At 68.3% G+C, this 26,207-nt stretch carries 23 protein-coding genes and 2 pseudogenes; 11 read left to right on the top strand and 14 right to left on the bottom strand.

Features of this window, described 5'->3' with window-relative positions; all coding sequences use genetic code 11:
- Positions 1-155 precede the first annotated feature (155 nt).
- Together OED52_RS17880 and OED52_RS17875 are read left to right on the top strand one after the other, a co-directional pair.
- Positions 156-677 carry a hypothetical protein gene (locus tag OED52_RS17880; RefSeq protein ID WP_264152175.1) on the top strand — a complete coding sequence of 174 codons (522 nt, stop codon included), beginning with the start codon at positions 156-158 and terminating at the stop codon, positions 675-677.
- Positions 677-1,156: a DUF421 domain-containing protein gene (locus OED52_RS17875; RefSeq protein ID WP_264152174.1), complete on the top strand. Its 480-nt coding sequence runs from the start codon at positions 677-679 to the stop codon at positions 1,154-1,156. Before OED52_RS17880 ends, OED52_RS17875 begins: the two co-directional genes overlap by 1 nt.
- Positions 1,157-1,174: 18 nt before the next feature.
- Here the strand turns inward: OED52_RS17875 and OED52_RS17870 are convergent, their stop codons facing one another.
- Positions 1,175-1,849 (bottom strand): DsbA family oxidoreductase, encoded by a 675-nt coding sequence (locus OED52_RS17870; protein ID WP_264152173.1) that lies wholly within the window; start codon positions 1,847-1,849, stop codon positions 1,175-1,177.
- Complete coding sequence (locus tag OED52_RS17865; RefSeq protein WP_264152172.1) at positions 1,846-2,004, bottom strand: hypothetical protein; 159 nt, start codon at positions 2,002-2,004, stop codon at positions 1,846-1,848. Before OED52_RS17865 ends, OED52_RS17870 begins: the two co-directional genes overlap by 4 nt.
- Positions 2,005-2,201: 197 nt before the next feature.
- Here OED52_RS17865 and OED52_RS17860 point away from each other — a divergent pair, with 197 nt between their 5' ends.
- Positions 2,202-2,615: an SPW repeat protein gene (locus tag OED52_RS17860; protein WP_264154750.1), complete on the top strand. Its 414-nt coding sequence runs from the start codon at positions 2,202-2,204 to the stop codon at positions 2,613-2,615.
- Between the two features lie 76 nt (positions 2,616-2,691).
- Here the strand turns inward: OED52_RS17860 and OED52_RS17855 are convergent, their stop codons facing one another.
- Positions 2,692-3,810, bottom strand: coding sequence for a CaiB/BaiF CoA transferase family protein (locus OED52_RS17855; RefSeq protein ID WP_264152171.1), 1,119 nt, complete (start codon positions 3,808-3,810; stop codon positions 2,692-2,694).
- On the bottom strand, positions 3,807-4,994 hold the full coding sequence (locus tag OED52_RS17850; RefSeq protein WP_264152170.1) for an acyl-CoA dehydrogenase family protein: 1,188 nt from the start codon (positions 4,992-4,994) through the stop codon (positions 3,807-3,809). Before OED52_RS17850 ends, OED52_RS17855 begins: the two co-directional genes overlap by 4 nt.
- 143 nt (positions 4,995-5,137) lie before the next feature.
- Here OED52_RS17850 and OED52_RS17845 point away from each other — a divergent pair, with 143 nt between their 5' ends.
- Complete coding sequence (locus OED52_RS17845) at positions 5,138-6,145, top strand: LacI family DNA-binding transcriptional regulator (RefSeq protein WP_264152169.1); 1,008 nt, start codon at positions 5,138-5,140, stop codon at positions 6,143-6,145.
- Here OED52_RS17845 and OED52_RS17840 read toward each other — a convergent pair whose 3' ends face one another.
- On the bottom strand, positions 6,146-6,742 hold the full coding sequence (locus tag OED52_RS17840; protein WP_264152168.1) for a phosphoribosylanthranilate isomerase: 597 nt from the start codon (positions 6,740-6,742) through the stop codon (positions 6,146-6,148).
- Positions 6,743-6,946: 204 nt separating this feature from the next.
- On the opposite strand from OED52_RS17840, the gene OED52_RS17835 reads away from it, so the two are divergent.
- Positions 6,947-10,402 carry an indolepyruvate ferredoxin oxidoreductase family protein gene (locus OED52_RS17835; RefSeq protein ID WP_264152167.1) on the top strand — a complete coding sequence of 1,152 codons (3,456 nt, stop codon included), beginning with the start codon at positions 6,947-6,949 and terminating at the stop codon, positions 10,400-10,402.
- 53 nt (positions 10,403-10,455) lie between these two features.
- A complete protein-coding gene (locus tag OED52_RS17830) occupies positions 10,456-11,541 on the top strand; it encodes a Glu/Leu/Phe/Val family dehydrogenase (RefSeq protein ID WP_264152166.1) in 1,086 nt (361 codons plus the stop codon).
- Positions 11,542-11,619: 78 nt separating this feature from the next.
- Here the strand turns inward: OED52_RS17830 and OED52_RS17825 are convergent, their stop codons facing one another.
- Together OED52_RS17825 and OED52_RS17820 are read right to left on the bottom strand one after the other, a co-directional pair.
- Positions 11,620-12,126 carry an Lrp/AsnC family transcriptional regulator gene (locus OED52_RS17825; RefSeq protein WP_264152165.1) on the bottom strand — a complete coding sequence of 169 codons (507 nt, stop codon included), beginning with the start codon at positions 12,124-12,126 and terminating at the stop codon, positions 11,620-11,622.
- A 55-nt stretch (positions 12,127-12,181) separates the two neighbouring features.
- Positions 12,182-12,985 carry an IS5 family transposase gene (locus OED52_RS17820; protein WP_145690968.1) on the bottom strand — a complete coding sequence of 268 codons (804 nt, stop codon included), beginning with the start codon at positions 12,983-12,985 and terminating at the stop codon, positions 12,182-12,184.
- Between the two features lie 305 nt (positions 12,986-13,290).
- On the opposite strand from OED52_RS17820, the gene OED52_RS17815 reads away from it, so the two are divergent.
- A complete protein-coding gene (locus OED52_RS17815; RefSeq protein ID WP_264152164.1) occupies positions 13,291-14,826 on the top strand; it encodes an amino acid permease in 1,536 nt (511 codons plus the stop codon).
- Positions 14,827-15,266: 440 nt separating this feature from the next.
- On the opposite strand, the gene OED52_RS17810 is transcribed toward OED52_RS17815, so the two are convergent.
- Positions 15,267-15,539, bottom strand: coding sequence for a hypothetical protein (locus OED52_RS17810; RefSeq protein ID WP_264152163.1), 273 nt, complete (start codon positions 15,537-15,539; stop codon positions 15,267-15,269).
- Positions 15,540-15,614: 75 nt separating this feature from the next.
- Positions 15,615-16,289: a PaaI family thioesterase gene (locus tag OED52_RS17805; protein WP_264152162.1), complete on the bottom strand. Its 675-nt coding sequence runs from the start codon at positions 16,287-16,289 to the stop codon at positions 15,615-15,617.
- A gap of 410 nt (positions 16,290-16,699) precedes the next feature.
- On the opposite strand from OED52_RS17805, the gene OED52_RS17800 reads away from it, so the two are divergent.
- The gene (locus OED52_RS17800; protein WP_264152161.1) at positions 16,700-18,664 is read left to right on the top strand and encodes an APC family permease; all 1,965 of its coding nucleotides are present in this window, start codon (positions 16,700-16,702) and stop codon (positions 18,662-18,664) included.
- A gap of 45 nt (positions 18,665-18,709) precedes the next feature.
- Here OED52_RS17800 and OED52_RS17795 read toward each other — a convergent pair whose 3' ends face one another.
- From OED52_RS17795 to OED52_RS17780, 4 genes and pseudogenes are all read right to left on the bottom strand, one after another.
- Entirely contained in the window at positions 18,710-19,585 is an 876-nt protein-coding gene (locus OED52_RS17795) for an alpha/beta fold hydrolase (RefSeq protein ID WP_264152160.1), read from the bottom strand.
- A gap of 288 nt (positions 19,586-19,873) precedes the next feature.
- The gene (locus OED52_RS17790) at positions 19,874-20,353 is read right to left on the bottom strand and encodes a winged helix-turn-helix transcriptional regulator (RefSeq protein WP_264152159.1); all 480 of its coding nucleotides are present in this window, start codon (positions 20,351-20,353) and stop codon (positions 19,874-19,876) included.
- A 224-nt stretch (positions 20,354-20,577) separates the two neighbouring features.
- Positions 20,578-21,750, bottom strand: coding sequence for an IS1380 family transposase (locus OED52_RS17785; protein WP_264154749.1), 1,173 nt, complete (start codon positions 21,748-21,750; stop codon positions 20,578-20,580).
- Positions 21,690-21,911, bottom strand: a pseudogene (locus OED52_RS17780) (transposase); the annotation flags it as partial. The gene OED52_RS17785 and the pseudogene OED52_RS17780, both read right to left, overlap by 61 nt.
- Positions 21,912-22,101: 190 nt before the next feature.
- Between OED52_RS17780 and OED52_RS17775 the strand changes: the two are divergent.
- Positions 22,102-22,362 (top strand): annotated as a pseudogene (locus OED52_RS17775) (PaaI family thioesterase); the annotation flags it as partial.
- Between the two features lie 413 nt (positions 22,363-22,775).
- Here the strand turns inward: OED52_RS17775 and OED52_RS17770 are convergent.
- Complete coding sequence (locus OED52_RS17770; protein WP_264152158.1) at positions 22,776-23,555, bottom strand: enoyl-CoA hydratase; 780 nt, start codon at positions 23,553-23,555, stop codon at positions 22,776-22,778.
- A gap of 131 nt (positions 23,556-23,686) precedes the next feature.
- Here OED52_RS17770 and OED52_RS17765 point away from each other — a divergent pair, with 131 nt between their 5' ends.
- Together OED52_RS17765 and OED52_RS17760 are read left to right on the top strand one after the other, a co-directional pair.
- Positions 23,687-24,394 carry a response regulator transcription factor gene (locus OED52_RS17765; protein ID WP_264152157.1) on the top strand — a complete coding sequence of 236 codons (708 nt, stop codon included), beginning with the start codon at positions 23,687-23,689 and terminating at the stop codon, positions 24,392-24,394.
- Positions 24,391-25,794, top strand: a complete 1,404-nt coding sequence (locus OED52_RS17760) for a sensor histidine kinase (protein WP_264152156.1) — start codon at positions 24,391-24,393, stop codon at positions 25,792-25,794. The genes OED52_RS17765 and OED52_RS17760 overlap by 4 nt, the downstream gene beginning before the upstream one ends.
- Positions 25,795-26,207 lie beyond the last annotated feature (413 nt).

Raw genomic sequence — 26,207 nt, 5'->3', positions numbered from 1 at the left:
TCTTCCGTGTGGGGAATTCAGGGGTGTTCACGGCATCCGCCGCGCCGGTGACCCGTCGTGCTACGCGGCGGTGACCCGTCGTGCTACCAGCGGCTACCCGGGATGCGGTCTCTCAAACACCTACCGTCGCGGGGTGTTTGTGCCAACGTGGACGCATGGAGCGGCCGCCCGAATCGACCTGTGACGACGTCGGGCGTGTGGCGCGGAGTCGGTCGGTCGCCTTCCTGCGTGCGGCGGCGACGGTCGCGCTCCTGATCGTCGTGCTGGCCGGCGGTCTCGGCCTGCTCGGGGTGCGCAGTGCCGAGATGTCGGCGGCCGGTGGCGGCTACGAACTCGAGTTGACCTATCCGCGGATCGCCCGTCCCGGACTCGACGTGCCCTGGTCGGTGACGGTGAGCCGTCCCGGGGGTTTCGACGGCGAGATCGTGCTGGCGCTCGACACGTCCTATTTCGAGATCCTCGAGATGCGGGGCCGGCTGCCCGAACCGGCGTCGGAGACCGCCGGTGACGGCCTGGTGTACATGACCTTCGACCCGCCACCCGGCGAAGAGTTCACCTTCTCCCTCGACGTGCGGATCCGCGCCGGGAAGCAGTGGGGCGAGTCCGGCTCGGTTTCGCTCATGGACGGTGAGACAGCGGCTGCGACAATTTATTTCGACACGTGGGTGGTGCCCTGATGGAGATCGTGTTCCGCGCCCTCGTCCTGTTCTTCTTCCTCTGGGGTATCACCCGCATCGTGGGTCGCTCCACGGTCGGGGAGCTCAGCACCTTCCAGCTGGTGCTCTTCGTCGCGATGGGGGATCTCGTCCAACAGGGCATCACCCAGGACGACGTCTCGGCGACCACCTCCGTGCTCACCATCGGCACCTTCGCGTTGCTCACCCTCGGCCTGACGGTGATCAACTCGCGCTTCCCGAGGCTGCGGGGGATCACGCACGGCGTGCCGGTGGTCATCGTCGAACAGGGCGAACCGGACATGAAGAACCTTCGGCGGGAACGTTTGTCGCTCGACGACCTCCTTGCCGCGGCCCGGCAGAACGGCATCCGCCGTTTCTCGGAGATCGAACTGGCGATCCTCGAGACCAACGGCCGCATCTCGTTCTTCACCCGGGTCGCTGCGAAGGACGGGGCTCCGGACGAGCCCGAGCCCGACTAGCCCGAGCCCGGCCGGGGTTCAGCGACCGGCCGCGCGCCGCACGAGATCGGCGAAGACGGACGGGTCGTCACTGTCGATCACCGGGAAGCCGGCGCCGGGCTCGCCGACCCAGTGCAGTTCCGTCCCCGGATTGTGGACGTCGGATCCGTCGGCCAGGAAGAAGTGCGGGCTGCCCTGCACCTCGTCGACGTGGGCACGGTAGTCGCGCATCATGTCGCCGCGCGCGCTGCCGGATTCGAGTGCCTCGGTCAGGGCATCGACATCGACGGAGGGGCATCCCGCCGCGATGTCGTAGAGCTCGTGGAGGAGGTGGATGGGCCGGCTGTCGCGGAAGAAGGCGAACCGGATCGCCAGGTCCAGTTCCTCCGCCGCCCGGAGGGACTGCCGTTTCGCGGCGTGCACCGCCTCGTTCGCCGGGAGCGAGGTTCCCGGCCAGGTCGACGGGTCCTGCTGCCACGGTTTGAACCCGAAGTCCGGTTCGCAGGCGCCGAGGACGGGGACCTCGGCTTCGAGCAACCGCTTCGGGATGGGGAATCGGTTGACGTCCTCGAGGGCGAACAGCCGGTGGTCGACGCGCACCTCGTCGGCCAGCCCGGCCTTGTCCCGTTCCCGGAGGAATCGGTACAGGGCGAGCGTCGACCAGCCGCAGACCACGTCGGTGTAGACGACGACGGTGCCGGGTTCGACCTTCATGAGGTTTCTTCCCTTCGGCTGCCGGTTTCGTCCGGATCGTCCTCTCCCTCGGCTTGATCCGGTTGCGCGGGTGCGTCGGAGAGGAGGCTGTCCGGATCGGCGTCGGGGTCCTGGACGGGGTCGTAGGGAGCGGTGGAGTCGTCGTCGGAGGTCATGTCGGAGGGGTTCACCCGCACCGCAGTCTGCAAACCGGGAGCGAGGGTCGTCCCCGTCGTCGAAATAGGGACTTTGGTCCCTACTTGGGTCGCCGATTCGGGTTCAACATGGAGGTGTCGGCACCTAGGAACCTGACCACGGATTCGTCGCCGACGAGGAGATGAGAACAATGTCGACATCATCTGCGCATTCCCCGATGCACACCCACCCGGATATCGTCGAGATGCGCGAACGCTACGACCGGATGGCAGAGCAGCCGACCGCTCAGCTGACCGACGGTCTGATGATGGTGGCAGGTCTGTACGCCGCCGCGTCCGCGTGGATCATCGGCTTCGCCGATCAGATGCCTCTCGTGATGTCCAACCTGATCTGTGGGGTCGCAATCGCCGTGCTGGGCATGGCGTTGGGATCCGCCTACGGCCGTACCCACGGTCTGGCATTCGTCGCTCCGCTGCTCGGCCTCTGGCTGATCGTCTCGCCGTGGTTGGTCAGCGGCGTCACCACGACCACCTCCATGATCTGGTCGCACATCATCGCCGGCGCGGTCGTGTGCGTGCTGGGTCTGCTCACGACCATGATGGGAACCGATCGCCTGAACCGCACCCGCTGAACGAAGTTCGCACACCGAGAAGACGGATACACACCCTTGGAAGGTGTGTATCCGTCTTCTTCTTGTGCAAAGAGATTCAGCCGAGCCGCGGAGGTGCGCTCCGGTAGGTCGGCGGCGTGGCACTGAGCCGGATCGGGTTGGCGATCTGACGCAGGGGTTCCTCCCGCTCCGGATCGTCGATGGTCACCACCGGCGCCAGACCCAGCCGCTCGGCGAGCGCGACCGCGTCGGCGATGTCGTTGAGCGGCCCGCACGGCACCCGCGCGGCGGTGAGCGCGTCGAACCATTCGTCGGCCGTTCTCGTCGACAGCAGGTCGTCGACGATCTTCGTCAGCTCCTCCCGGTTCGCGACGCGCGCGGTGTTGGTGACGAACCGTTCGTCGGTGGCGAGTTCGGGTGCGCCGAGAACCTCGACGAGCGAAGCGAACTGGCGGTCGTTGCCGACGGCGAGGACGAACGGGCGGTCGGCGGTGCGGAACACCTCGTAGGGTGCGATGCTCGGATGCCGGTTGCCCATCGCCTTCGGGACGACGCCGGCGGCGACGTACCCCGACGACTGGTTGGCCAGTGCCGACAGCAGCGACGACAGCAGGTTCACCTCGACGCGCTGGCCCTCGCCGGTGCGGTCGCGGTGCCGCAGCGCGGCGAGGATGCCGAGCGCGGCGTGCATCCCGGTGATGACGTCGACGACGGCGACCCCGACCTTGGTGGGGGTGGCCGGGTCGGGTCCGGTGATGCTCATCAACCCGCCGACGGCCTGGATCAGCAGGTCGTAGCCCGGAAGGTTGTTGTGACCGCCGAATCCGGTGATCGAGGTGTAGACGATGTCCGGATTGATCTGCCGCACCTGCTCGTAGCCGAGCCCGAGACGGTCCATCGTGCCGGGCAGGAAGTTCTCGACGACGACGTCGGCGCGGGCGACGAGTGCGCGTGCCTCGGCGAGTCCCGCCTCGGTGGCCAGGTCGATGGCCACCGACCTCTTGTTGCGGTTGACGCCGAGGAAGTAGGTCGACTCGTCACCGACCCAGGGCGGACCCCAGTGCCGGGTGTCGTCGCCGAAACCGGGGCGCTCGATCTTGACGACCTCCGCCCCGAGGTCGGCGAGCAACATCGTGGCGTACGGGCCGGCGAGCACGCGACCGAAGTCGGCGATCACCAGCCCGTCGAGGGCTCCGGATGTGGACCGGGGGATCACCGGAAGGCGTCCTCGCCGGTCAGCGCGCGGCCGATGCTCAGCTGGTGCACCTCGGAGGTGCCCTCGTAGGTCAGCACCGATTCGAGGTTGTTGGCGTGCCGGATGACGGGGTATTCGAGCGTGATCCCGTTGGCGCCCAGGATGGTCCGGCATTCGCGGGCGATGGCGATGGCCTCGCGGACGTTGTTGAGCTTGCCGAGGCTGACCTGCTCCGGCGCGATCTCGCCGCGGTCCTTGATACGGCCGAGGTGGTAGGCGAGCAGGTGACCCTTGCCGACCTCGAGCGCCATGTCGGCGATCTTGGCCTGGGTGAGCTGGTAGCCGGCGAGCGGCTTGTCGAACACCTCGCGCGACTGTGCGTAGTCGACGGCGGTCTCGAGGCAGTCGCGGGCGGCGCCGATCGCGCCGAAGACGATGCCGAAGCGGGCCTCGTTGAGGGCGCTCAGCGGGCCACGCAGCCCCTTGGCCTTCGAGAGCATCGCCGAGGCGGGCAGACGCACGCCGTCGAGGACGAGTTCGGAGGTGACGGAGGCGCGCAGCGACATCTTGGAGTGGATCTCGGGCGCCGAGAAGCCGGGGGTGTCGGTGGGGACGACGAAGCCGCGGATGCCGCGGGCGCCCTCGTCGAGGTCGGTCTGCGCCCACACGACGGCGACGTCGGCGATGGAACCGTTGGTGATCCACATCTTGGTGCCGTTGAGGATCCAGTCGTCGCCGTCGCGCTTGGCGTTGGTGCGCATCCCGGCGGGGTTGGAACCGAAGTCGGGTTCGGTGAGGCCGAAGCAGCCGATGGCCTCGCCGGCAGCCATGCGGGGGAGCCATTCCTGCTTCTGCTCCTCGCTGCCCCAGTGGTGGATGGAGAACATGGCGAGGGAGCCCTGCACGGAGACGAGGCTGCGGATGCCGGAGTCGACGGCCTCGAGTTCGAGGCAGGCCAGGCCGTAGGCGGTGGCGCTCGTGCCGGCGCAGCCGTAGCCCTCGAGGTGCATGCCGAGCACGCCGAGCTGCCCGAGTTCCTTCGCGAGCTCGCGGGCGGGGAGCTTCGCTTCCTCGAACCACTGCGCGATGTGCGGGCGGATGCGCTCGTTGCCGAACTTGCGCACGGTGTCGCGGATGTCGATCTCCTCCTGTGAGAGCAGGGAGTCGAGGGCGAAGAGCTGCGTCAGGGACTGGGGGCTGGACATGGATCCCTCCGATGGTCGAGGAAACGTTTGTCAGAACGTTTGCGAGAACGTTTGCACGAACGATTGCGTGCCCTACGCTAAAGGGCATGTTCCGGGTGCGTCAACCCGGAACGCGAACTCGATCCGCACCGCAGGAGAGCCGCATGCCCCGTCCCGACCGCGCGCCGACGCTCAAGGAGATCGCCGAGCGCGCCGGTGTCCACGTCTCGACGGCCTCCCGCGTGCTGCGCCAGCCCGAACCCGCCGACGGCTGGTCCGAGTCGGCGCTGCGGGTGCGGGAGATCGCTGCGGAACTCGGCTACCGGCCCAACCTGTGGGCGGCGAGTCTGCGGACTCGCAAGACGACCACCCTCGGTGTCGTCATGCCGCGGCTCACCGACGGTGTGGTCGCCACGACCTATCAGGGCATCGAGGAGGCCGCGACCAAGGCCGGCTACTCGGTGCTGCTGTCCAGCCCACCCGACGACCTCGACGCCCAGCGCCGCGCCATCGCGCTGCTGGTCGGGCGGCAGGTCGACGGCCTGCTGCTGTCCAGCCTGCACATCCCCGCGCGCCCGTTCGTCGAGTCCCTCGGACTGGCCTCGCTGCCGATCCTCACCGTCACCCGCCACGCCGATGCGGGCCTGCCGTTCGTCGTCGGCGACGACTACCGCGGCGGCGCCCTGGCCGCCCGGCACCTGCTCGACCGCGGCTACGAGGACCTGGCGATCATCGCCGGCCCCGACCACGCCAGCACCGCCCGCGACCGCCGCGACGGCTTCGTCGACACCCTGAAGGAGGCGTCGGTCCCGTTGCCGCCGGAGCGGATCGTGCCGTCGAGCTTCGAGGTCGCCGGGGGTGTGGAGGCGGCCCGGCTGCTGCTCGACCGTCCGGACCGCCCCCGCGCGATATTCGCGGTCAGCGACTCCATCGCCATCGGCATCCTCGGTGTCGCCCGCGATCTGGGGCTGTCGATCCCCGGCGATCTCGCCGTGGTGGGCTACAACGACATCCCGGTCGTCGCGCAGCTGCCGGTGCCGCTGACCACAGTGCGTTCACCCGCGCACGACATCGGGGTCACCGCGATCCGCCGCCTGCTCGATCTCGTCCGGGACGGCGAGGCCGAATCGACGCGTCTGCCCGTCGAACTCGTGGTGCGCGCGTCGAGTTGATCAGGCGCCGCGGACGGCGGCGGCGAAGGCGCGCATCGCTTCGGGGTCTTTGACGCCGCGACTGGACTCGATGCCGCTCGAGACGTCGACGCCCCACGCGCCCGACGCGGCGAGCGCCTCGGTGACGTTGCCGGGGTGCAGCCCGCCCGCGAGGATCCACCGTCCCGAGGGCAGGGCGCTGCGGTTGCGCCAGTCCCAGGTGACCCCGGCCCCGGCGACCGTGCCGTCGACCAGCAGCAGGTCGGCACCGAAGTCCTCCGGGGGTTCGGTGGCGCCGCCGGTGTTGACCGCGCGGACGACGGTCAGCCCGACGTCGTGCAGGAACTTCACGTCGGCGGGGGAGCGCAGGTCGTGCACCTGGACGTGGTCGAGTCCGGCGGTGCGGGCGGTCGCGACGATCTCGTCGAGCGGGATCTTCACGTAGACGCCGACGGCGAGGGTTCCCTCGGGCACGCGTGCCCGCAGCTGCGCGGCCTGCTCGGCGGTGACCTTGCGGGGGCTCTCTGCGAGCACGAGCCCGATCGCGTCGACACCGAGTTCGACGGCGAGGTCCACCGTCGCCTCGTCCCGCAGCCCGCACATCTTGATGAACGTCATCGCCCGCCTTCTCTCTCGTCGCGACTACCGAGGATATGGCCCCGCCGGAGGGGCCCGTGCTGAGCACGATGCGCACTCCGGGCATGTGTTGCCGATCACATTTGAACATAATGACGTGTTGTAGAGATTCTTGTTGACGGTTACGCATAGCCGGGTCGAGCATTGCTGTACCAAATGATGCGATCGAAGGAGCGGTGGTACGCGATGACCGAGACCGTGATCCGCGAGAACGAACTTCCCTACGACCTCGACGACCGATTCCGGTCCGGTTCCGGGAAGGTGTTGCTCACGGGCGTCCAGGCAATCGCGCGGCTGTTCGTCGAACAGCACGTGCGGGCCATCCGGGAGGGTCGCCGGGTCGCGACGTTCGTCTCCGGTTACCAGGGCAGCCCCCTCGGCGGCCTCGACAAGATGCTCCACGGCATGCCGAAGGTGCTCGCCGAACACGACATCACCTTCGTTCCCGGCTTCAACGAGGAACTCGCCGCCACCGCCGTGTGGGGCAGCCAGGGGCAGCTCGGCGCCGGCACACCGACCCACGACGGCGTCGTCGGCGTCTGGTACGGCAAGGGCCCCGGTCTCGACCGTGCCACCGACGCCCTGCGTCACGCCAACATGTACGGGGTGAACCCGAACGGCGGGGTGCTGCTCATGGTGGGCGACGACCCGGCGTCGAAGTCCTCGACGGTGCCCGCCGTCAGCGAGCGGTCCCTCGCAGCGCTCGGCATCCCGGTCCTGTTCCCGCGCAACGCCGCCGAGATCGTCACCATGGGGCTGCACGGCCTCGCCCTGTCACGCGCCTCCGGCTGTCTCGTCGCCCTGAAGATCGTCGCGGACGTCGCCGACGGCGCCTGGTCCCTCGACGGCTCGATCGCCGACCTGCCCATCACGGTCCCCGAGATCGACTGGGAAGGAAAGAAGTTCGTCTACAAGCAGCGACCCATGGCCGCCCCCGGCGACAGCGTGATCGCCGAGGCCGACCTCTACGGCCCACGCTGGAAGATCGTGCAGGAGTACGGCCGCCTCAACGGCCTCGACGTCATCGAGGTCGACCCGCCGCAGGCCCGCGTCGGCCTCGCCGCGACCGGCACCACCTTCGACGCCCTGCGCCAGGCCCTGCTCGACCTCGGTGTCGACGACGCCGCCCTGCACCGCGCCGGCATCCGCCTGCTGCGCATCGGCATGCCGTACCCCATCGGACCCGAGATCGTCCACGAATTCGCCTGCGGCCTCGACGAACTGATCGTGGTCGAGGACAAGACCGCCTTCGTCGAGACCCAGATCCGCGAGATCCTCTACGGCACCGCGAACGCCCCGCAGATCGTCGGCAAGAAGGACGCCGACGGCCGCCCGCTCGTGCCCGTCGACGGTGAGCTCACCGCCGGTCGCCTGCGCGGCCCGCTGCGCCGCGTGCTGCGCAGCCACGTCGAACTCGGCCCCGCGCCGCTGCCGCCGCTGTCGCTCGAGGTGCTCTCCACCTCGCGCACCCCCTACTTCTGCAGCGGCTGCCCGCACAACCGCTCCACCGCCCTGCCCGAGGGCTCCATCGGTGGCGGCGGCATCGGCTGCCACACCCTGGTCACCCTGTCCGGCCGCAAGGACAGCGCCGTCACCGGCCTGACCCAGATGGGCGGCGAGGGCGCACAGTGGATCGGCCAGGCACCGTTCACCGACATCGGCCACATGTTCCAGAACCTCGGCGACGGAACGTATTTCCACTCCGGTCAGCTCGCCGTGCAGGCGTGCGTCGCCGCCGGCGTGAACATCACCTTCAAGCTGCTCTACAACGACGTCGTCGCCATGACCGGCGCACAGGACGCCGAGGGTGCCCTGAAGATCCCGGCGCTGACCCACAAGCTCACCACCGAGGGCGTCCGCAAGATCATCATCTGCTCGGACGAACCCAAGCGGCACCGCAAGCGCAGCCTCGCGCGCGGCACCGAGGTGTGGCACCGCGACCGGCTCGACGAGGCGCAGAAACTGCTGCGCGAGATCGAGGGCGTCACCGTGCTCATCTACGACCAGCACTGCGCCGCCGACGCACGCCGTCAGCGCAAGCGCGGCACCCTGCCGGCCCGCACCACCCGCGTCGTCATCAACGAGTCGGTGTGTGAGGGCTGCGGCGACTGCGGTGTGAAGAGCAACTGCCTGTCGGTGCAGCCGGTGGACACCGAGTTCGGGTCCAAGACCCGCATCGACCAGACCTCCTGCAACACCGACTACTCGTGCCTCGACGGCGACTGCCCGTCGTTCGTGACGGTCGAGACGTCGCCGGAGAAGCCCAAGCGCCGCAAGGCCCCCACGGCGCCGCGGGTGCCGGACGTCGACGTCGACACTCCGACGGGGACGAGCAACGTCTTCCTCGCGGGCATCGGCGGCACCGGCATCGTCACCGTCAACCAGGTGCTCGCCACCGCCGCGCTGCGCGCCGGTTTCGAGGTCGAGTCCTTGGATCAGATCGGCATGAGCCAGAAGGCCGGCCCGGTGGTCTCGCACCTGCGCTTCGCCACCGACGGCCTCGAGCCCGGCAACCGTGTCGGCCCGGGTGGGGCGTCCGCACTGCTCGCGCTCGACCTGCTCACCGCCACCGAGCCGAAGAACCTCGCCTACGCGAACCGTGAGGCGACCGTGGCGGTCGCGTCGACCAGCCGCGTCCCCACCGGCGACATGGTCTACGACCGGTCGGTCCGGCATCCCGACGAGCAGGACCTGCTCGCCCGCCTCGACGCCGCGACCCGCACCCTGGCGTCCTTCGACGCCCTGGCCGCCGCGCAGGCACTGTTCGGGGAGACCTCGTCGGCGAACTTCCTGATCGTCGGTGCCGCCCACCAGCTCGGTGGACTGCAGATCCCGGCCGCCGCCATCGAGGAGGCCATCGAGATCAACGGCGTCGCCGTCGCGACCAACATCGCCGCCTTCCGTTGGGGCCGTGTGGCGATCGCCGATCCCGAGGCGTTCGCCGCCGCCACCGAACCGCAGCTGCCGGAGCGCACCCCCACCGTGGTGCCGGAGCGGCTGCTCGAGGGCGCGACCTTCACCGGTGAGGTCGAGCGTCTCGTCCGCATCCGCGCTGCCGCGCTGATCGACTTCCAGGACGAGGCCCTCGCTGCCCGCTACATCGAGCAGGTGCAGGCCGCCTGGGCCGCGGAGCGTCGCATCACCGACCGCACCGAGTTCAGCGAGGCTGTCGCACGCGGACTGTTCAAGTTCACGGCATACAAGGACGAGTACGAGGTCGCGCGGATGCTCGTCGACCCCGCCTTCCTCGGCGAGGTGCAGTCGCAGGTCCCCGGGGGGCACAAGCTCACCTACCGTCTGCACCCGCCGGTGCTGCGGGCGATGGGCCGCACCAAGAAGGTCGGCTTCGGACCGAAATCGCATGTCGCGCTGAAGGCTCTGGCCAAGGCGAAGCGGCTGCGCGGCACGAAGCTCGATCCCTTCGGCTACGCTCACGTCCGCCGCGTCGAGCGTGCCCTGCTCGCCCACTACACTGCGACCGTCGAGCGGCTCGCCGCCGAACTGGACACCGCCGGCTACGACCGTGCCGTCGAGATCGCGGCCCTGCCCGACATGGTGCGCGGCTACGAGGACGTCAAGCTCCGCTCCGTCGAGCAGTACCGGGCCCGCCTCGCCGAGCTCGGCATCGACACCGACTTCTGAGTCGATACCGACTTCTGACGCACGAACACCTTCTGCTGCAAAGGAACCCATCGATGACCACCTCCGCCCTCGACCTTCCCGAGTTCGCCACCTCCGACGGCGTGTTCGGCCGGTCGGCCCGCCTGACCGACCGCCCCCACGAGCGGGTCGTCTTCCACCACGACGCGGCCACCGGACTGCGCGCCATCGTCGCGATCCACTCCACCGCACTCGGTCCCGCCCTCGGCGGCACCCGCTTCTATCCCTATGCGGACGAGGCGGCGGCGCTCGAGGACGTGCTGCGGCTGTCGTGGGGCATGACCTACAAGGCCGCGGTGTCGGGTGTGAACCTCGGTGGCGGTAAGGCGGTCATCATCGGTGACCCGGCGACCGACAAGAGCGACGAACTGCTCGCCGCCTACGGACGATTCGTCGACTCCCTGGCGGGCCGCTACATCACCGCCGCCGACGTGGGAACCCGCGCGGAGGACCTCGACGTCGTCGGCCGGTACACCGCGCACGCCGTGGGCCGCACCGTCGCGGCCGGTGGTTCGGGCGACAGTTCGCCGCTCACCGCGCTCGGTGTCTTCCAGGCGATGCGCGCCGGCGCCGAGACCGTCTGGGGCGAGCCGACTCTCGCGGGCCGCACTGTCGGTGTCGAGGGGCTCGGCAAGGTCGGCTACGAACTCGTGAAGCTGCTCGTCGCCGACGGGGCCGAGGTGATCGTCTCCGACGTGAACCCGGTGGCCGTCGCCCGTGTGGTCGACGAGTTCCCGGCGCAGGTCACCGACAACGTGCTCGCCTCGTCCGCCGACGTCTACGCCCCGTGCGCCCTCGGCGGCACGCTGACCTCGACGACCGCTGCCCACCTCGACGCGCGTCTCGTGTGCGGTGCGGCCAACAACCAGCTCGCGCAGCCCGAGGTGGAGGGACTGCTGGGCAAGCGTGGAATCGTCTGGGTGCCCGACTATGTCGCGAATGCGGGCGGGCTGATCCAGGTCGCCGGTGAGGTCGACGGCTCCGGCGCCGAGGTCGTCCGCGGGCGGGTGGAGTCGATCTTCGACCGCACCGCCGAGATCTTCGACGTCTCCGGCACTCTCGGCGTCACGCCGGGGGTGGCGGCGAACCGGATCGCGGAGCGGCGTATCGACAACGCCTGAGGCATCTCGGGGAGATGGAGAGGGAGGCACCCGCAGGGGGCGTGCCTCCCTCTCTGTCGTGTTCGGGTGCACCGGAATTCAGGAGCGCTGGTACGACGTCGAGCGGCCCGTTCCGGCGTCGCGGGTGAGGTGGTCCACCAGCGGCTGCGTCCGGTACGCCACGGGCGTCGCCAGGGCCAGTGTGGTGGTGGTGTGGGCGACGCCCTCGATGGCGTGGATGCGTTCGAGGACCTTCAGCAGGTCCTCCTGCGACTGTGCGGCCATGCGGATGAGCAGGTCCTCGCGGCCCGTCGTCGCGTGCACCTCGAGCACCTGGGGGAAGCGTTCGAGTTCGGCGATGACGTGACCCATCCGGGCCTGCACGAGCTCGGCGCCGATGAACGCCTGCAGGGGCACACCGAGCGTCGGCAGGTCGACGACGGGGCGGTAACCGGCGACGGCCCCGGACTCTTCGAGCTTCTTGATGCGCGACTGGACGGTGTTGCGGGCGACACCGAGTTTGGCGGCGAGGTCGACGATGCCGGCGCGGGGGTTGCGGGTGAGTTCTCCGAGGAGGGCCGCGTCGAGGCGGTCGAGACTGAACACGATGACACCCTTTCTGTTGTGATGCGCGTCACTGGTTGAGCATAGTGAGGTTTTCTCACCAGGCCGGTGCTTGCAGGTGAAGAAGAACGAGAGCCGCAGCAGCGATCGAGCCGATCCTCCACGGACATAGACTGATTCGCTGCAGCGCCTTCCACCGGGTCTTCAGCAGCGCGTTCGCGCGTTCGGCCGGAGCACGCATCGCAGACAGCAGCGTGTTGCGGCAACGAGTGCCGATATCGAGATCACGGCCTTTCGTCGGGACGTGGACGCCGATCCCGGCACCGGTGTACCCCTTGTCGGCGAGGGTGGGCATCCCGCCGGCGGCAGCGTGGTAGAGGGCGCCGAGGATCCCGCCCCGACGAGCAGCGGTGAGGTCGTGCACCGAACCGGGGGCAACCTCGGACACCCAGATCGGGTAGCCGGTCGGATCGGTCAGGACCTGGACGTTGCCGCCGTGGCGGCGATGTTTACCCGAGTACCACACGTCGTGCCCGGACTCGGAACGCTCCCGGCAGCGAGTCGAGGCGATGAGGGTGCCGTCGAGACAGACATGCTCCCAGCCGGACTCGATCCCACGTTCGAGCACGTCGTGCAGGTCCGGGGCGTGCGCAGCGATCACGTCGATACCTTCGTGGAGATACCGGTAGGCGGTGGCCTGCGAGATGCGGGCATCGCGCGCCAGGGTGGCGACGTCGGTGCCGTCGCGGAACCACCGCAGCACCATCAGAGCCTGGACGTAGACGGTCGCGGCCCGCTGCCACGGCCGGCGATCGGTCCTGCGGCGGTGGGCAGCGAGGATACGGGCGACGAAGGTCAGGGTGTGCTCGGGCACGTCGAGCGTGGCACGATAGGTAATCACGTGGGGTCCTGCTCCGGGTTGCTTCTTGCTCGAAACAATCCCTACCAGGCAGGACCCCACGTCCTCTTTTCACGCCACACCGTTCGGATGTCTTTGCTGTCGTCGGTGACTCTCTGGTGAGAAAACCTCAGTGCTCAGTTCAAGCAAGAGATATTGACACAAAACCATGCAGTGCCATGATTGCTGCATTGAAATGCTCACGCAAACTTCAGGATACGGCGCACAACGACGTCGCCCCGTGAGTCGTACGCACTCCGCCCGCCCATAAGGCGCGGACAGCTCGCAACCAGCCCGAGGAGCACAACATGCCCGGAGTCGGCATCTGGCGGACCAAATCCGTCGAACAGTCGATCGCGGATACCGACGAACCCGGTTCGCGACTACGACGAGAGCTCACCGCGAAGGACCTGACCGTCTTCGGCGTCGCCGTCGTGATCGGTGCCGGGATCTTCACCCTCACCGCCCGCACCGCGGGCAACGTCGCCGGACCCTCCATCTCCCTGGCGTTCGTCCTCGCCGCGATCGCCTGCGGCCTCGCCGCCCTCTGCTACGCCGAGTTCGCGTCGGCCGTGCCCGTCGCCGGCAGCGCCTACACCTTTTCCTACGCCACCTTCGGCGAATTCGTCGCCTGGATCATCGGCTGGGACCTGATCCTCGAGTTCGCCCTCGCCTCCGCGGTCGTCGCCAAGGGATGGTCGATGTACCTCGGGGGGATGTTCGGGGCCGACGCCTCGATCGATCTGGGGCCGATCACGGTGGACTGGGGATCGCTGCTCATCGTCGGCGTCATCACCGTGATCCTCGCGATCGGCACCAAGGTGTCGTCGCGGGTGTCGGCGATCGTCACCGCCATCAAGGTGGCCGTGGTGCTGCTCGTCATCGTCGTCGGCATCTTCTACATCGACAAGTCGAACTACTCGCCGTACGTCCCGCAGGCCGAGGAGGCCGAGGCCACCGCGACCGGCATGCACCAGTCGCTGTTCTCGGCGCTCACCGGCGCCGGTGGGAGCACCTACGGCTGGTACGGCCTCCTCGCCGCCGCGAGCCTGGTGTTCTTCGCCTTCATCGGCTTCGACGTCGTCGCCACCACCGCCGAGGAGACCAAGAACCCGCAGAAGTCGCTGCCGCGCGGCATCTTCGGTTCGCTGGCGATCGTCACCGCCCTCTACGTCGGTGTCACCCTCGTGCTCACCGGCATGGTGAAGTACACCGACCTGCGGACCGGCAGCGAACTGGTCGGTGACGGCAGTGCCACCCTGGCCACGGCCTTCGAGGCGCACGGTGTCACCTGGGCGGAGATGGCCATCAACATCGGCGGTCTCGCCGGCCTCACCACCGTCGTCATGGTGATGATGCTCGGCCAGACCCGCGTGCTGTTCGCGATGTCCCGCGACGGGCTCGTCACCCGCAAGCTGGCAGTGACCAATCACAAGGGTGTGCCGGTGCGCATCACCCTCATCGTCGGTGCCGTCGTCGCTGTCCTCGCCGCGGTGTTCCCGATGGGTGTGCTCGAGGAGATGGTCAACATCGGCACCCTGTTCGCCTTCGTCCTGGTGTGCGTCGGCGTGATGGTGCTCCGCCGCACCCGTCCCGACCTGCCCCGCGGTTTCCGGGTCCCGCTGGTGCCGCTGGTGCCGATCCTCGCGGTCCTCGCCTGTGGCTGGCTCATGCTCAACCTCTCGGTCGAGACCTGGATCCGCTTCGTGGCCTGGATGGTGCTGGGTGTGGCCGTCTACTTCCTCTACGGACGCCGCAAGTCGGTGCTCGGCCAGCGGCTGAAGCTCGAAGCGGCGCAGAAGGCCGCGGCCCGGAACGAGGTGATCGAACCCGAGCCGGTCTGACCGCTCCCGTCGCCGGACCCGCCCGCACCGACCTCGGTGCGGGCGGGTCCGTGTCCGTCGAACGTGCGAATCCCGATCCGATCTATACACACGAGTGAGCAGATTGATCTATGCTCTGAACTGCGCCGCAGGGAGGGCTGGATCACAGGCGGCGAGGAGGGGTGTAGTCCGAACGCATGACATAACCGCTCTTCTGGGCTGGGTAGGATCACTCCCTGCACCCTGTCCATAGGGGAGGCAGACAGGGAAGGGCCCCGTCGGCGAATCGAGGGGAGGAGCCGACGGGGCCTCGCGCTGTATCTCCTGTGTCGGGGAGGACTTCAGGGAGACACGGCCACCGAACACCTACGCCGTGGCCGTCTCGAAGCCTAGGGCAGTCCCGGGCGGCAGGTCCACAATCGAGACGAAAATGAGACCTGTGCGCTGTTCTTTGTGAAGAGCTACGACTTCCGGTCCGATTTGCGGGCGCTTCGGAACCCCCACAACGCGATGACCAGGCCCACAGCGGAAAGCAGGTCCGCCTCGGTGAGCCCGTGGTTCGGTGTCACGGAGTACAGCACCCGCCCCTCGAGCGGCCCGTTCATCAGCACCCACAACAGCGACGCGACGACGACCGCCAGGCTCGACAGGAAGATCGGCCGCGCCAGGCACCAGGTCGCCGCAGCGAACAGCGAGCACATGAACACGAGCGAGTGGAAGACGGCATCGGACATCGGCCCTCCCCTTTCCCTCGCCGACGGTGTGCCGGTCCACTCTAGTGGCGGCCCGCCGGCGCATCGGGGCAGCGGCTACTCGCGGCGCGGAGATGTGTCGAGGTTCTCCCGGTGCTCGATCATCCACTGCGGCGCGATGAAGATGCCCTCGGCTTCGACGCAGACACCCTCCGCGTCGGCAATGTGTCCTTTCACGAAGGTCTTTCGGCCCTCGACGCGGTCGATCCTCGCCTCTGCGTGCAACGCGCCGAGGGGTGTGCGCCTGCGGTAGCGGACGGTGAGGGTGCCGGTCATGCCGGGATGCCCACCGGCGCGCGCCGCGTCGCCGAGGATCTGGTCGAGCACCAGGGCCGTGACACCGCCGTGGGTGTGGCCGGCGGGTCCTTCGTAGGCGGGGTTGAGCCTGAAGTCGGCCCACACGCGCCCGTCCGGTTCCTCGTGGATCTCACCGATGGGGGCGATGGCGTTGCGCAGTCCCATCACGGCGTTGCCCCAGGTGCGGTAGCGGCCCGAGTCGTTGTACCGCGTGCCGTACGGGCCGGTCTCGCGGTCGCGTTCGAGGATCTCGCGGGCGGCGGCGAGGTGTTCGCGGGCGCGCGCGACGTCGTCGGCGTCGACGCGGGTCTGCAGGGCCAGCAGGATCAGCTCGCGGACGTCCTCGGCGAGCGGCCCGTAGGTGTTCTTCTCGTGATCGATCTCCTCGTCGGTCAGGCCGTCGTTGATGTGGAGGTCGAGGATGGAATCGGTCATGAGTGTCCTCCGGGTCGTCGGCGTCGAAGGTGTAGTCGACCGCGCGCGGAGCAGCGCGTCAAGCAGGGATTTCGCTGTGCGGGACGGGGTTACGGACTATTTCCCCGGAAGATCCGGAGAATGAACGGGATCCGGCCGCAACGGACGTTTCGTGACAAGAGAGAACCCCGCCGGCAAAGAGGGGAGGAGCCGGCGGGGTCCACCGTGCCGGTCGGCTGGGGAGGAGACACGGCACGGTATGTTGCCAATGCAACGTAACCTGACGGTACACCCGATCTTGTTGGTACGCCGTGACCCAGAGGGTGACCGAATGGGTGAAAAACGGTCATCGGGCCGCGTGGCCGAAGGCCGGATTCGAGCGTACGCTCCGCTCTGTATGCGCGGAATGCGCAGGACGGGAGCCGGGGATCATGGCCACCACCGCGCCGAGGATCCACGACAACATCGCCAAACGCGTGTTGTTGGGAAGGCCGTTACGCAGCGACACCCTCGGCCACACGCTGCTGCCCAAACGCATCGCCCTGCCGGTCTTCGCCTCCGACGCGTTGTCGTCCGTCGCCTACGCCCCGGACGAGATCTTCCTGGTGCTGTCGGTGGCGGGATTCTCCGCCTACGCCTTCTCCGGCTGGATCGGTCTGGCCGTGGCCGTCGTGCTGGTCGTGGTGGTCGCGAGCTACCGGCAGAACGTGCACGCCTACCCGTCGGGAGGAGGTGACTACGAGGTCGCGACCACGAACCTCGGCGCGACGGCCGGCCTCGCGGTGGGCAGCGCCCTGATCGTCGACTACGTCCTGACGGTCGCGGTGTCCCTCTCGTCGGCAGCGCAGAACATCGGTTCGGCCGTGCCCTTCGTCGAACACCACAGAGTGCTGTTCGCCCTGGCCGCGATCGGTCTGCTCACCGCCGTGAACCTGCGGGGCCTGCGCGAGGCGGGAACGGCCTTCGCGATCCCCACCTACGCCTTCATGTTCTGCATCGCCGTCATGCTGAGCTGGGGATTCGCCCGGATCCTGGTGTTCGGCGACGACCTGCGCGCCGAGTCGTCGCACTATCAGCTGGCCGCCGAGAACTCGCATCTGGTGGGGCTGGCGTTCGCGTTCCTGGTGGCGCGGGCGTTCTCGTCGGGGTGCGCCGCCCTCACCGGGGTGGAAGCGATCAGCAACGGTGTGCCCGCCTTCCGCAAACCGAGATCGCGCAACGCCGCGACCACCCTGCTCATGCTCGGCGCGATCGCGATCACCCTGCTGATGGGCATCATCGTGCTCGCCGAGAGGCTGGGTGTGGTGATCGCGGAGGATCCGCAGCAGCAACTGCTGGGAGCGCCGGACGACTACCACCAGAAGACGATGGTCGCGCAGATCGCCGAGACGGTGTTCTCCGGGTTCCCGCTCGGCTTCTATCTCGTCACCGCTGTGACCGCGCTGATCCTGGGGCTGGCCGCGAACACCGCGTTCAACGGTTTCCCCGTTCTCGCATCGGTACTCGCGCAGGACAGGCACCTGCCGACGCAGTTGCGCACCCGCGGCGACCGGCTGGCCTTCAGCAACGGCATCGTGCTCCTCGCCGTCGCCGCGATGGTGCTCGTGTGGGTGTTCCACGCGCAGGTCACGCATCTCATCCAGCTCTACATCGTCGGTGTGTTCGTCTCGTTCACGTTGAGCCAGACCGGCATGGTGCGGCACTGGACGCGACTGCTGGCCACGGAGACGGATGCGCGCGACCGGCGGCGGATGCAGCGTTCCCGCGCCGTGAACGCGGTGGGCCTGGCGATGACGGGCACGGTCCTGGTGATCGTGCTGGTCACGAAGTTCGCCGCCGGCGCGTGGATCGCGATCCTGGCGATGGTGTGCGTCTTCGTGTTCATGCGGGCCATCCACCGGCACTACGAGCGGGTCGCGCGGGAGCTGGACGCGGCGCAGTGGGACGGTCTGCTGCCCAGCCGCACCTATTCGATCGTGCTGGTGGCCAAGCTGCATCACCCCACCCGCCGCGCGCTCGCGTATGCGGGCGTGACCCATCCCGACACACTCGAGGCGATCACCGTCGACGTCGACGAGGACGAGACCCGGCGACTGCTGCAGGAATGGGAGGACAGCGACATCACCGTGCCGCTGAAGGTGCTGGAGTCGCCCTATCGGGAGATCACCCGGCCGGTGCTGGACTACGTCGCGCGGGTGCGGGGCCACTCCCCGCGCGACGTCGTGACCGTGTTCATCCCCGAGTACGTGGTGGGGCACTGGTGGGAGAACCTGCTGCACAACCAGAGCGCGCTGCGGTTGAAGAGCCGGTTGCTCTTCCGTCCCGGGGTGATGGTGACGAGTGTGCCCTGGCGTCTGAAATCGTCTGCCGACACACCGGATTCGCGTGTGCAGTAGACGCGTACACCCCGTCCGACGGGGTGTACGGGTCCGCAATCGTGGTCAACTCACGCGGGTGGGTTGCAGCACCTCGCGGAGCACGGCGGCGAACGCCGCGGGATCACCCGGCATCCCCTCCGCCTCGCCCATGAAACCGCCGTGGTCGCCGGGGAAGAGCACCGGGGTGGTGCCGAGGCGCTCGGCGAGCACGGCTACCACCCGCCCGCACAACTGTCGTGCCGACTCGCGTCCCCCGGCGACGACGATGCGGGTCGACGCCGTCGCCAGCGCATCGAGGTCGGGGTGATAGCCCGTGCACGACAACCAGTTCTGGCCCAGGAGCACGTCGTCGCGGGAGCCGTCGTCCTCCACCGGTAGGCCGAAGTCCGCAGGGTTCGGGGCGGGCCGGTCGAGGTAGTCCGGCGGGATCTCGCCCTCGTGGCCGATCAGGGCGATGAATTCGGCCATCGCCGGGCCGAGACCGCTGCGCAGGTAGGTCTCGTGGATACGGTCCCGGACCGTCTCCGCCTGCTCCCGGTCGGGGAGCAGTTCGACGATCGGCGGCTCGTGCGCGACCAGCGTGGCCACCTGCTCGGGATGTGTCGCGACCAGTTCGAGCGCGTTGACCGCCCCGCCGCTGCTCGCGAACAGGTCGACAGGCCCGAGCTCGAGTGCGACGAGGAGGCGGTGCAGGTCGTCGGCGTGGCGCGCGGGTGTGGACGGGATCGAGGTGTCGGGGCGGGTGCCGCGACCGGTGCCGCGCGGGTCGTAGGTGACGACGGTGCGGTCGTCGAAACAGGCGGCGAGCGAGACGAATCCGCTTGCGTCCATTGGGGAACCGGCCAGGACGAGCGGGCGCTGGTCGCCGGTGCCGGGGCGGACGTCGTAGACGAGGGTGGCGCCGGGGACGTCGAGTGTGCGGGTGTCGGGTTCGGTCATGCCGATACAGACCGGGGCCGGCGCGAGAACTCATCGCGCGGACGCAACCGCGCCGGCACCGTCGCGGTGCGGGCGCGGTTGCGGTGGTCAGAGGACGATGCCGAGCCCTGCTATCAGGCCGAGAACGGGCGCGAGGATGAGTCCGAGTCCGAGTCCGAGCGAGCCGAGAATCATGCGAATACTTCCGGTTGGTCGACGGTTTCGTGATCGACGCCGTCGCGGCGTCGATCACGGAGATACCCACCGGTGTGCAATCGACACCTCGACTGTTCGTTCGGCCCGCGACCGTTATCGATCCGTTGTCTCCAGCGGTCGGGCGGTGGGGCCGGGGCGGGTGCGGGCCTCGTCGGGGCGCAACGGACCGTGACCTTCGGTGCACCGCACGATCGCCTCCACGGGGGCGCCGCATCCGGCGTGTTCGATGAGCAGGGCGGGGCCGTCGTCGTCGGCGCAGTACTTGTCGCCCCACTGCAGCAGCGCGACGAGGATCGGATAGAGGTCGCGGCCCTTGTCGGTGAGCCGGTACTCGTGGCGGGTGCGGCGTCCCTCCTCCCGGTAGGGGACGGTGTCGAGGACGCCGGCCTCGACGAGGGTGCGCAGCCGGGCCGACAGGACCGCTTCTGAGATGCCGGTGTGGCGGCGCATCTGCTCGAACCGGCGCACGCCGTTGAAGACCTCGCGCAGGACGATCATCGTCCACTTCTCGCCGATGACTTCGAGGGTGCGCTGAACCGAGCAGTTGGCCGTGCTGTACTCGAGCCACTCCATGCGTCGATCGTAGCTGTCTTCGCTATTGACAGTCAGGCCCGCAGGGTGGCTAACCTCAATCTTTCGCGCGGACCGCGTGCCGGCCTGAGCGGTCTCGGATTGGGTGTGGAAACCGTGGATCCGGCGTGCATCCACGGTCGACTGCCCGACACGGTCGGGTGGCGTCGGGGTCCACGGCCCCGGAAATCGTGTCCTTTCGTCTCGATGAAACTGGTACATGCAGGTCACGCAGGCGCAGGTAGCGCTGCGAGCCGGTTCAGGCTGGCCACGAGAAGATCGACATCCGGAGCTGTCGCAGCCAGTCGCAGACGAACACGGCGGGCATGCCGGGCGATCTTCCCGGCGATCGACAGCAACCGCAGCCGCAGCCGTTTCGGTTCCCACCGCCGCGCTGGAACCTCGGTCAAGGCGAGCATCTGCATCCACGCGAGCAGCTCGCATGCCAGTTGCACGAGCGCCAACCAGATGCGGTTCTGGTCGAAACCGTGCAACGGAAGATTCTGCAAGCCGGTGGCTTTCGCTGCCCGGATCCGGTCCTCGCACCGAGCCCGTCGCCGATGCCGCAACTCCAGATCTGGCAGCTGACCGCGGCGGGTGTTCGTCACGAACGCGGTCAGGCGTAGGCCGTCGCGGTCGGTGAACCGCAACTGCGCACCGGGGTGTGGGCGCTCCTTCCGGACGATCACCCGCATGCCTTTCGGCCAGGTGGACAGGTCGAGTAGGTCGGTGATCTCGGTGATCCAGGCACCGTCGCGGACCTGCCCGTCGGCGTCGTGAGCCGGGGTCCATGCCTGTTCCGGAACCAGATCGATCGCGTCGGCGTGGGCGTCGGTCAACCCGAATCCGATCGAGTACGATAGGCGACGCTTGGTGAGGTACTCGATCAGGTGGTGGGTACCGCCGGCGCCGTCGATACGGACCAGTACCTTCTTCCCGACCCGGTATGCCGGGTCGAGCGGCAACTGTGCGAGTGCGTCCTGCACCACGGTGATGTGATCGGAGGCGGTGTTCGATCCCGAGTTACCCGGCCGCAGCAGCATCGCGACGGGTTCACCGGTACCGCCGGTGCCGTGGTCGACGAACGCGCACAACGGATGGAAACCGAACCCTCGCTTGAACGTCGGGGCGGCCTGTTCCTTCTCGGAATGCGCGGTGACCAGGGTGGCATCGATGTCGAGGACCAGCGGATGCGCTTCGTCGATGGCATGGTCGGGAGCCGATGTGCCGGCAGCGGCCCAGGCGTGGGAGCGGGCGGTGGCGCGGTCCGGTCGATCGCGGCCAGTGCGGTGTCGGTGTCGGCGGCCAACCTGCTGATCAGGCGGGAGACGGTCGGGTCGGAGGCCACCGCACCGAACAGTTCGGGGTGAGCGCGCAGTTGTGCGATGTCGGCGAGGCAGTCCCCACCGAGTGCGAGGGATACCGCGAGGTCGAGGACGATCTTGCCGGGATCGTGTCGGGTCAACGGCTTTCGATACGGTGCGAGTTCGGTCGTCAATGCCGTGGCAAGTCCGGTTTTCTCCGCGGTGCGCAGCAGCAGGACGGCTCCGGCATGCGACACGAGGCCGGTTCCGGTGGCTGATGCGGACAGGTGGGGATAGGGGGACGTAGACTTGCTCACCGGAATGGTGCTCCTCGAACTGGGACTGATTCAACCTTCGCAAGTCGAATTATCCCAGCTCAGAGCATCATTCTTCGTGATTGACACGGGTTTCCGCTCAATCGGCATGAATGCCCGAGGCTAACTGTGGATCTACGCGTCCATCGTGGAGACCGCCGGCAGCGTTGGTGCGAGCGCTGCGGTGCTCGAACGCGGTCGGTTTGCTGTGGGGGTTCACAACGCCACCGATTTCCTGCGGTCGACCACCGGCTGCCGCGCCGTGGTGGAGGCGGAGCCCCTGCATCAGGGGCGCACCCAGCAGTTGTGGTCGGTGGTGATCACCGATTCCGGAACGGACAAGGTGCTCGCGCGCGGTCAGTTGCGTTTGCAGAACGTTCCGCTGCCCGAATAGAGGAGAATCACTCGAAGAATACGAAAACGGTCCGAACGTCGAAGTTCGGGTTCACGTCCCCGGAAACGGAAAACCGCGCCTGCACACAGGGGTGCAGGCGCGGTTTTCGCTCAGCGAACGGCTATCAGAGAAGGATGCCGACGCCGGCGAGCAGGCCGAGGACCGGAGCGAGAACGCCGGCGAGGGTGGCAGCGAGAGAACCGAGGATCATGGGATTACCTCCATTGTTGTGTGTACGGGCCGGGCCCCCGAGGGGGCCCGGGACGCAGATCAGATCCGCGCCCGGAGACGAGGATATGTCCACTTCCGTCCCATTAGTCGCGCCCGGGACGTTTACCGTTACTTGTCTTCAGCAAGTGTGATCCAGCGAACATGTTGCAACATAATGTCCGTTTCGCCAGCAAATGCCCGATTTATGAGTTTTGAACCTTTCCTCGTTCGATGACCGCGGATCGACGTTCGGCAACGCGGTCGGGTGAGAAACTTCTCATCCACTTGACAGATGTCTCGTGTTCGACCTCGAGGGCTGGATCTACCACATGACCTGCGGCTTTGCGGTACGACGCCAGGAGCGTCCGCACTCCCGGCTGATCGTTGCCCGCGACGGTCTCCGCGACCCGCACGGCCGTGTCGAGCAGCTCCTCGTGCGCGACCACCTGAGTCACGAGCCCCGCGCGCAGCGCCTGGTCGGCGTTCACGAAGTCGCCCGTCAGGCTCATGCGCCGCGCGAACCCCGGCCCCACCGCCGCGGGTAGCCGCTGGGTGAGCCCCCAGCCGGGCAGCACCCCGACGCGGGCGTGGGTGTCGGCGAAGCGGGCGCGTTCGGAGGCGATGATGAAGTCGCAGGCGAGCGCCAGCTCGAGTCCGCCGGTGATCGCCGCCCCGTTCACCGCGCCGATGATCGGCTTGGAGATCGGCGTCCACGGGTGCCCGACGGGCAGCCCCTCGTCGGACACCAGCGACAGGTTGCCCCCGCTGTCCCCGAGTTCCTGCAGGTCGAGCCCCGCGCAGAAGGCCGGGTCGGCGCCGGTGAGGATCACGACGTTCACGTCGTCGTCGGCGTCCGCGGCGGCAAGGCCGGCGCGCAGGGCTTCGATGAGCGCCGAGCTCAGCGCGTTGCGGGCGGCGGGGCGGTTGAGGGTGAGGATGCGGACGGCGCCGCGCTGGTCGGTGAGCAGGACGGGATCGGTCATCGGTTCTCCTCCGGGACGGTTGCGCCGAGCATAACGATCGCTAAGTCGGTCGTCGGGCTTGTCGGCGGACTCACAGGAACTTGCCAGGCTTCCTCGAGCGGGACGTCAGCCGCGACGACGACAATCGACGTGTGACCGACCGGAGGCCCGAAGCGCGCGTGCTCGTCGTCGACGACGAGCCGACCATCGTCGAACTGCTGTCCGTGAGCCTGAAGTTCCAGGGCTTCGAGGTGGAGACGGCGAGCAACGGCGCCGAGGGCCTCGACAAGGCCCGCCGCTTCCGGCCCGACGCGGTGATCCTCGACGTGATGATGCCCGGCATGGACGGCATGGGCATGCTGCGCCGCCTCCGCGCCGACGGCATCGACGCCCCCGTCCTGTTCCTCACGGCGAAGGACGCGGTGGAGGACAAGGTCGCGGGCCTGACGCTCGGCGCGGACGACTACGTCACGAAGCCGTTCAGCCTCGAGGAGGTCATCGCGCGGCTGCGCACGATCCTGCGGCGCGCGGGCAAGGTGTCGGAAGCCGAACGCAGCTCCCGCATCGTCTTCGCCGACCTCGAACTCGACGAGGACACCCGCGAGGTCTTCAAGGCGGGCCAGCCGGTGTCGTTGTCGCCCACCGAGTTCACCCTGTTGCGCTACTTCATGCTCAACGCGGGCACGGTGCTGAGCAAGCCGCGCATCCTCGAGCACGTGTGGAACTACGACTTCGGCGGGGAGGTCGGGGTCGTCGAGTCCTACGTGTCGTATCTGCGGCGCAAGGTCGACACCGGCGACGTGCCCCTCATCCACACCGTCCGCGGTGTCGGCTACGTGATGCGGGAACCGCGCACGTGAAGCGCCTGCGGTCGCTGCCGCTGCGCTGGACCCTGGTGGCAGCGCTGGTGCTGCTGGCCGGGATCGGTCTGCTCGCCTCCGGCGTCGCCGTCACCTCCGCGCTGCAGAACTCCCTGCTCACCCGCGTCGACCGGGAACTCGAGGAGGCCGCCCACACCTGGGCCCGCCCCGAACGCCCGCCACTCATGCCGCCTGCGGACGCCCCCAGCTCCCAGCGACCCCCGAGCCCGTTCTACGTGCAGGTCGTGGACACCGACGGGCAGGTGCTGTTCGTCGTCAACGACGAGTCCTCCGCCCCGGTCGTGCCCGACGGCCCGACCGAACGGCCGGTGACCGTCGACTCGGTCGACGACGGCCCGCACTGGCGCGTGTTCAGCACCGAGAACCGCACCGGGGTCGTCACCACCGTCGGCATGAGCCTCGCCGAGACCGAGGAGACCGTGGATCGGCTCGTGGTGCTGCAGGCCGTCATCGGCGCCGCCGTGCTCGTGGCGCTGGTGGTGGCCGGCGGTGTGGTGGTGCGACTGAGCCTGCGTCCGCTCGACGAGGTGGAGCGCACCGCCGCCGCGATCGCCGAGGGTGATCTGAGCGAGCGTGTCCCCGAACGGGATCCGCGCACCGAGATCGGCCGGTTGTCGGTGACCTTCAATCGGATGCTCGCCAAGATCCAGGCGGCGTTCGCGGCGACCGCGGCGTCGGAGGAGTCGGCGCGACGCTCCGAGGAGAAGATGCGGCGCTTCGTCGCCGACGCCAGCCACGAACTGCGCACCCCACTGACGACCATCCGTGGTTTCGCCGAGCTGTACCGGCAGGGCGCGAGCACCGACACCGGGATGCTCATGGAACGCATCGAACGCGAGGCCCGTCGCATGGGCCTGCTCGTCGAGGACCTGCTGATGCTCGCGCGGCTCGACGAACAGCGTCCCCTCGACCGCACCCCGGTCGATCTGCTGGCGGTCGCCGCCGACGCGGTGCACGGCGCGCGCGCGGTCGCCCCCGAACGCACCATCGCCCTCGAGATCATCGACGGCCCAGGCACTCCCGAGGTTCTCGGCGACGACGCGCGCCTGCGCCAGGTGCTCGGTAATCTCGTCACCAACGCCCTCACCCACACCCCACCGGCCGCGAAGGTCACCGTGCGGGTCGGCACCGTCGGCGACGACGCGGTGCTCGAGGTCGCCGACACCGGCCCGGGCCTCGACCCCGACGAACGCGAGCGGGTCTTCGAGCGCTTCTACCGCACCGACGAATCCCGCACCCGCGCCTCGGGCGGCAGCGGGTTGGGGTTGTCGATCGTCGCCGCGTTGGTCGCTGCGCACGGCGGGACGGTGGACGTGGAGTCGGAGAAGGGCGTCGGCTCGACCTTCCGCGTCCGGATCCCCCGCTACACACAGGATTGAGGGGGTTGTTGTCGGAACTTCGCGCGCCGAAACGAATTTCACCCCGCCTGCAGCAGGGGTGAACCCCGGGCCACCGCGTCAATTCCACGACGGGTCGAAGAGCACGAAGATCGATTTCCGTGAAGATAAAGAAACTGTGAGTTCCGTTAACTCTCGGTAACACCATTTCCGCTGGCAGAGCGCCCGCATCTCACCATCTGAGAAATTCCCCGGAAGCGGGTGTGATTCTCGTTACACGAGGTTTGCGCGGGGCTTCTCGGAGAAAAGCCAGGTAGACGGTCTGTTTTCTCTCCCTTCCCGATCTACGCCCGGGTGCCGTAGGGCCTTTGGTCCCTCAGTGGACGCAAAATTCGCCTGCCCAACAGTCTGAGAGCCGACCTCATACGTAACACCCCTCACGCTGCGCGAGATGA

It is taken from the genome of Rhodococcus sp. Z13 (assembly GCF_025837095.1).
GTDB lineage: Bacteria > Actinomycetota > Actinomycetes > Mycobacteriales > Mycobacteriaceae > Rhodococcus > Rhodococcus sacchari.
This window is presented reverse-complemented; position numbering and strand designations above follow the sequence as displayed.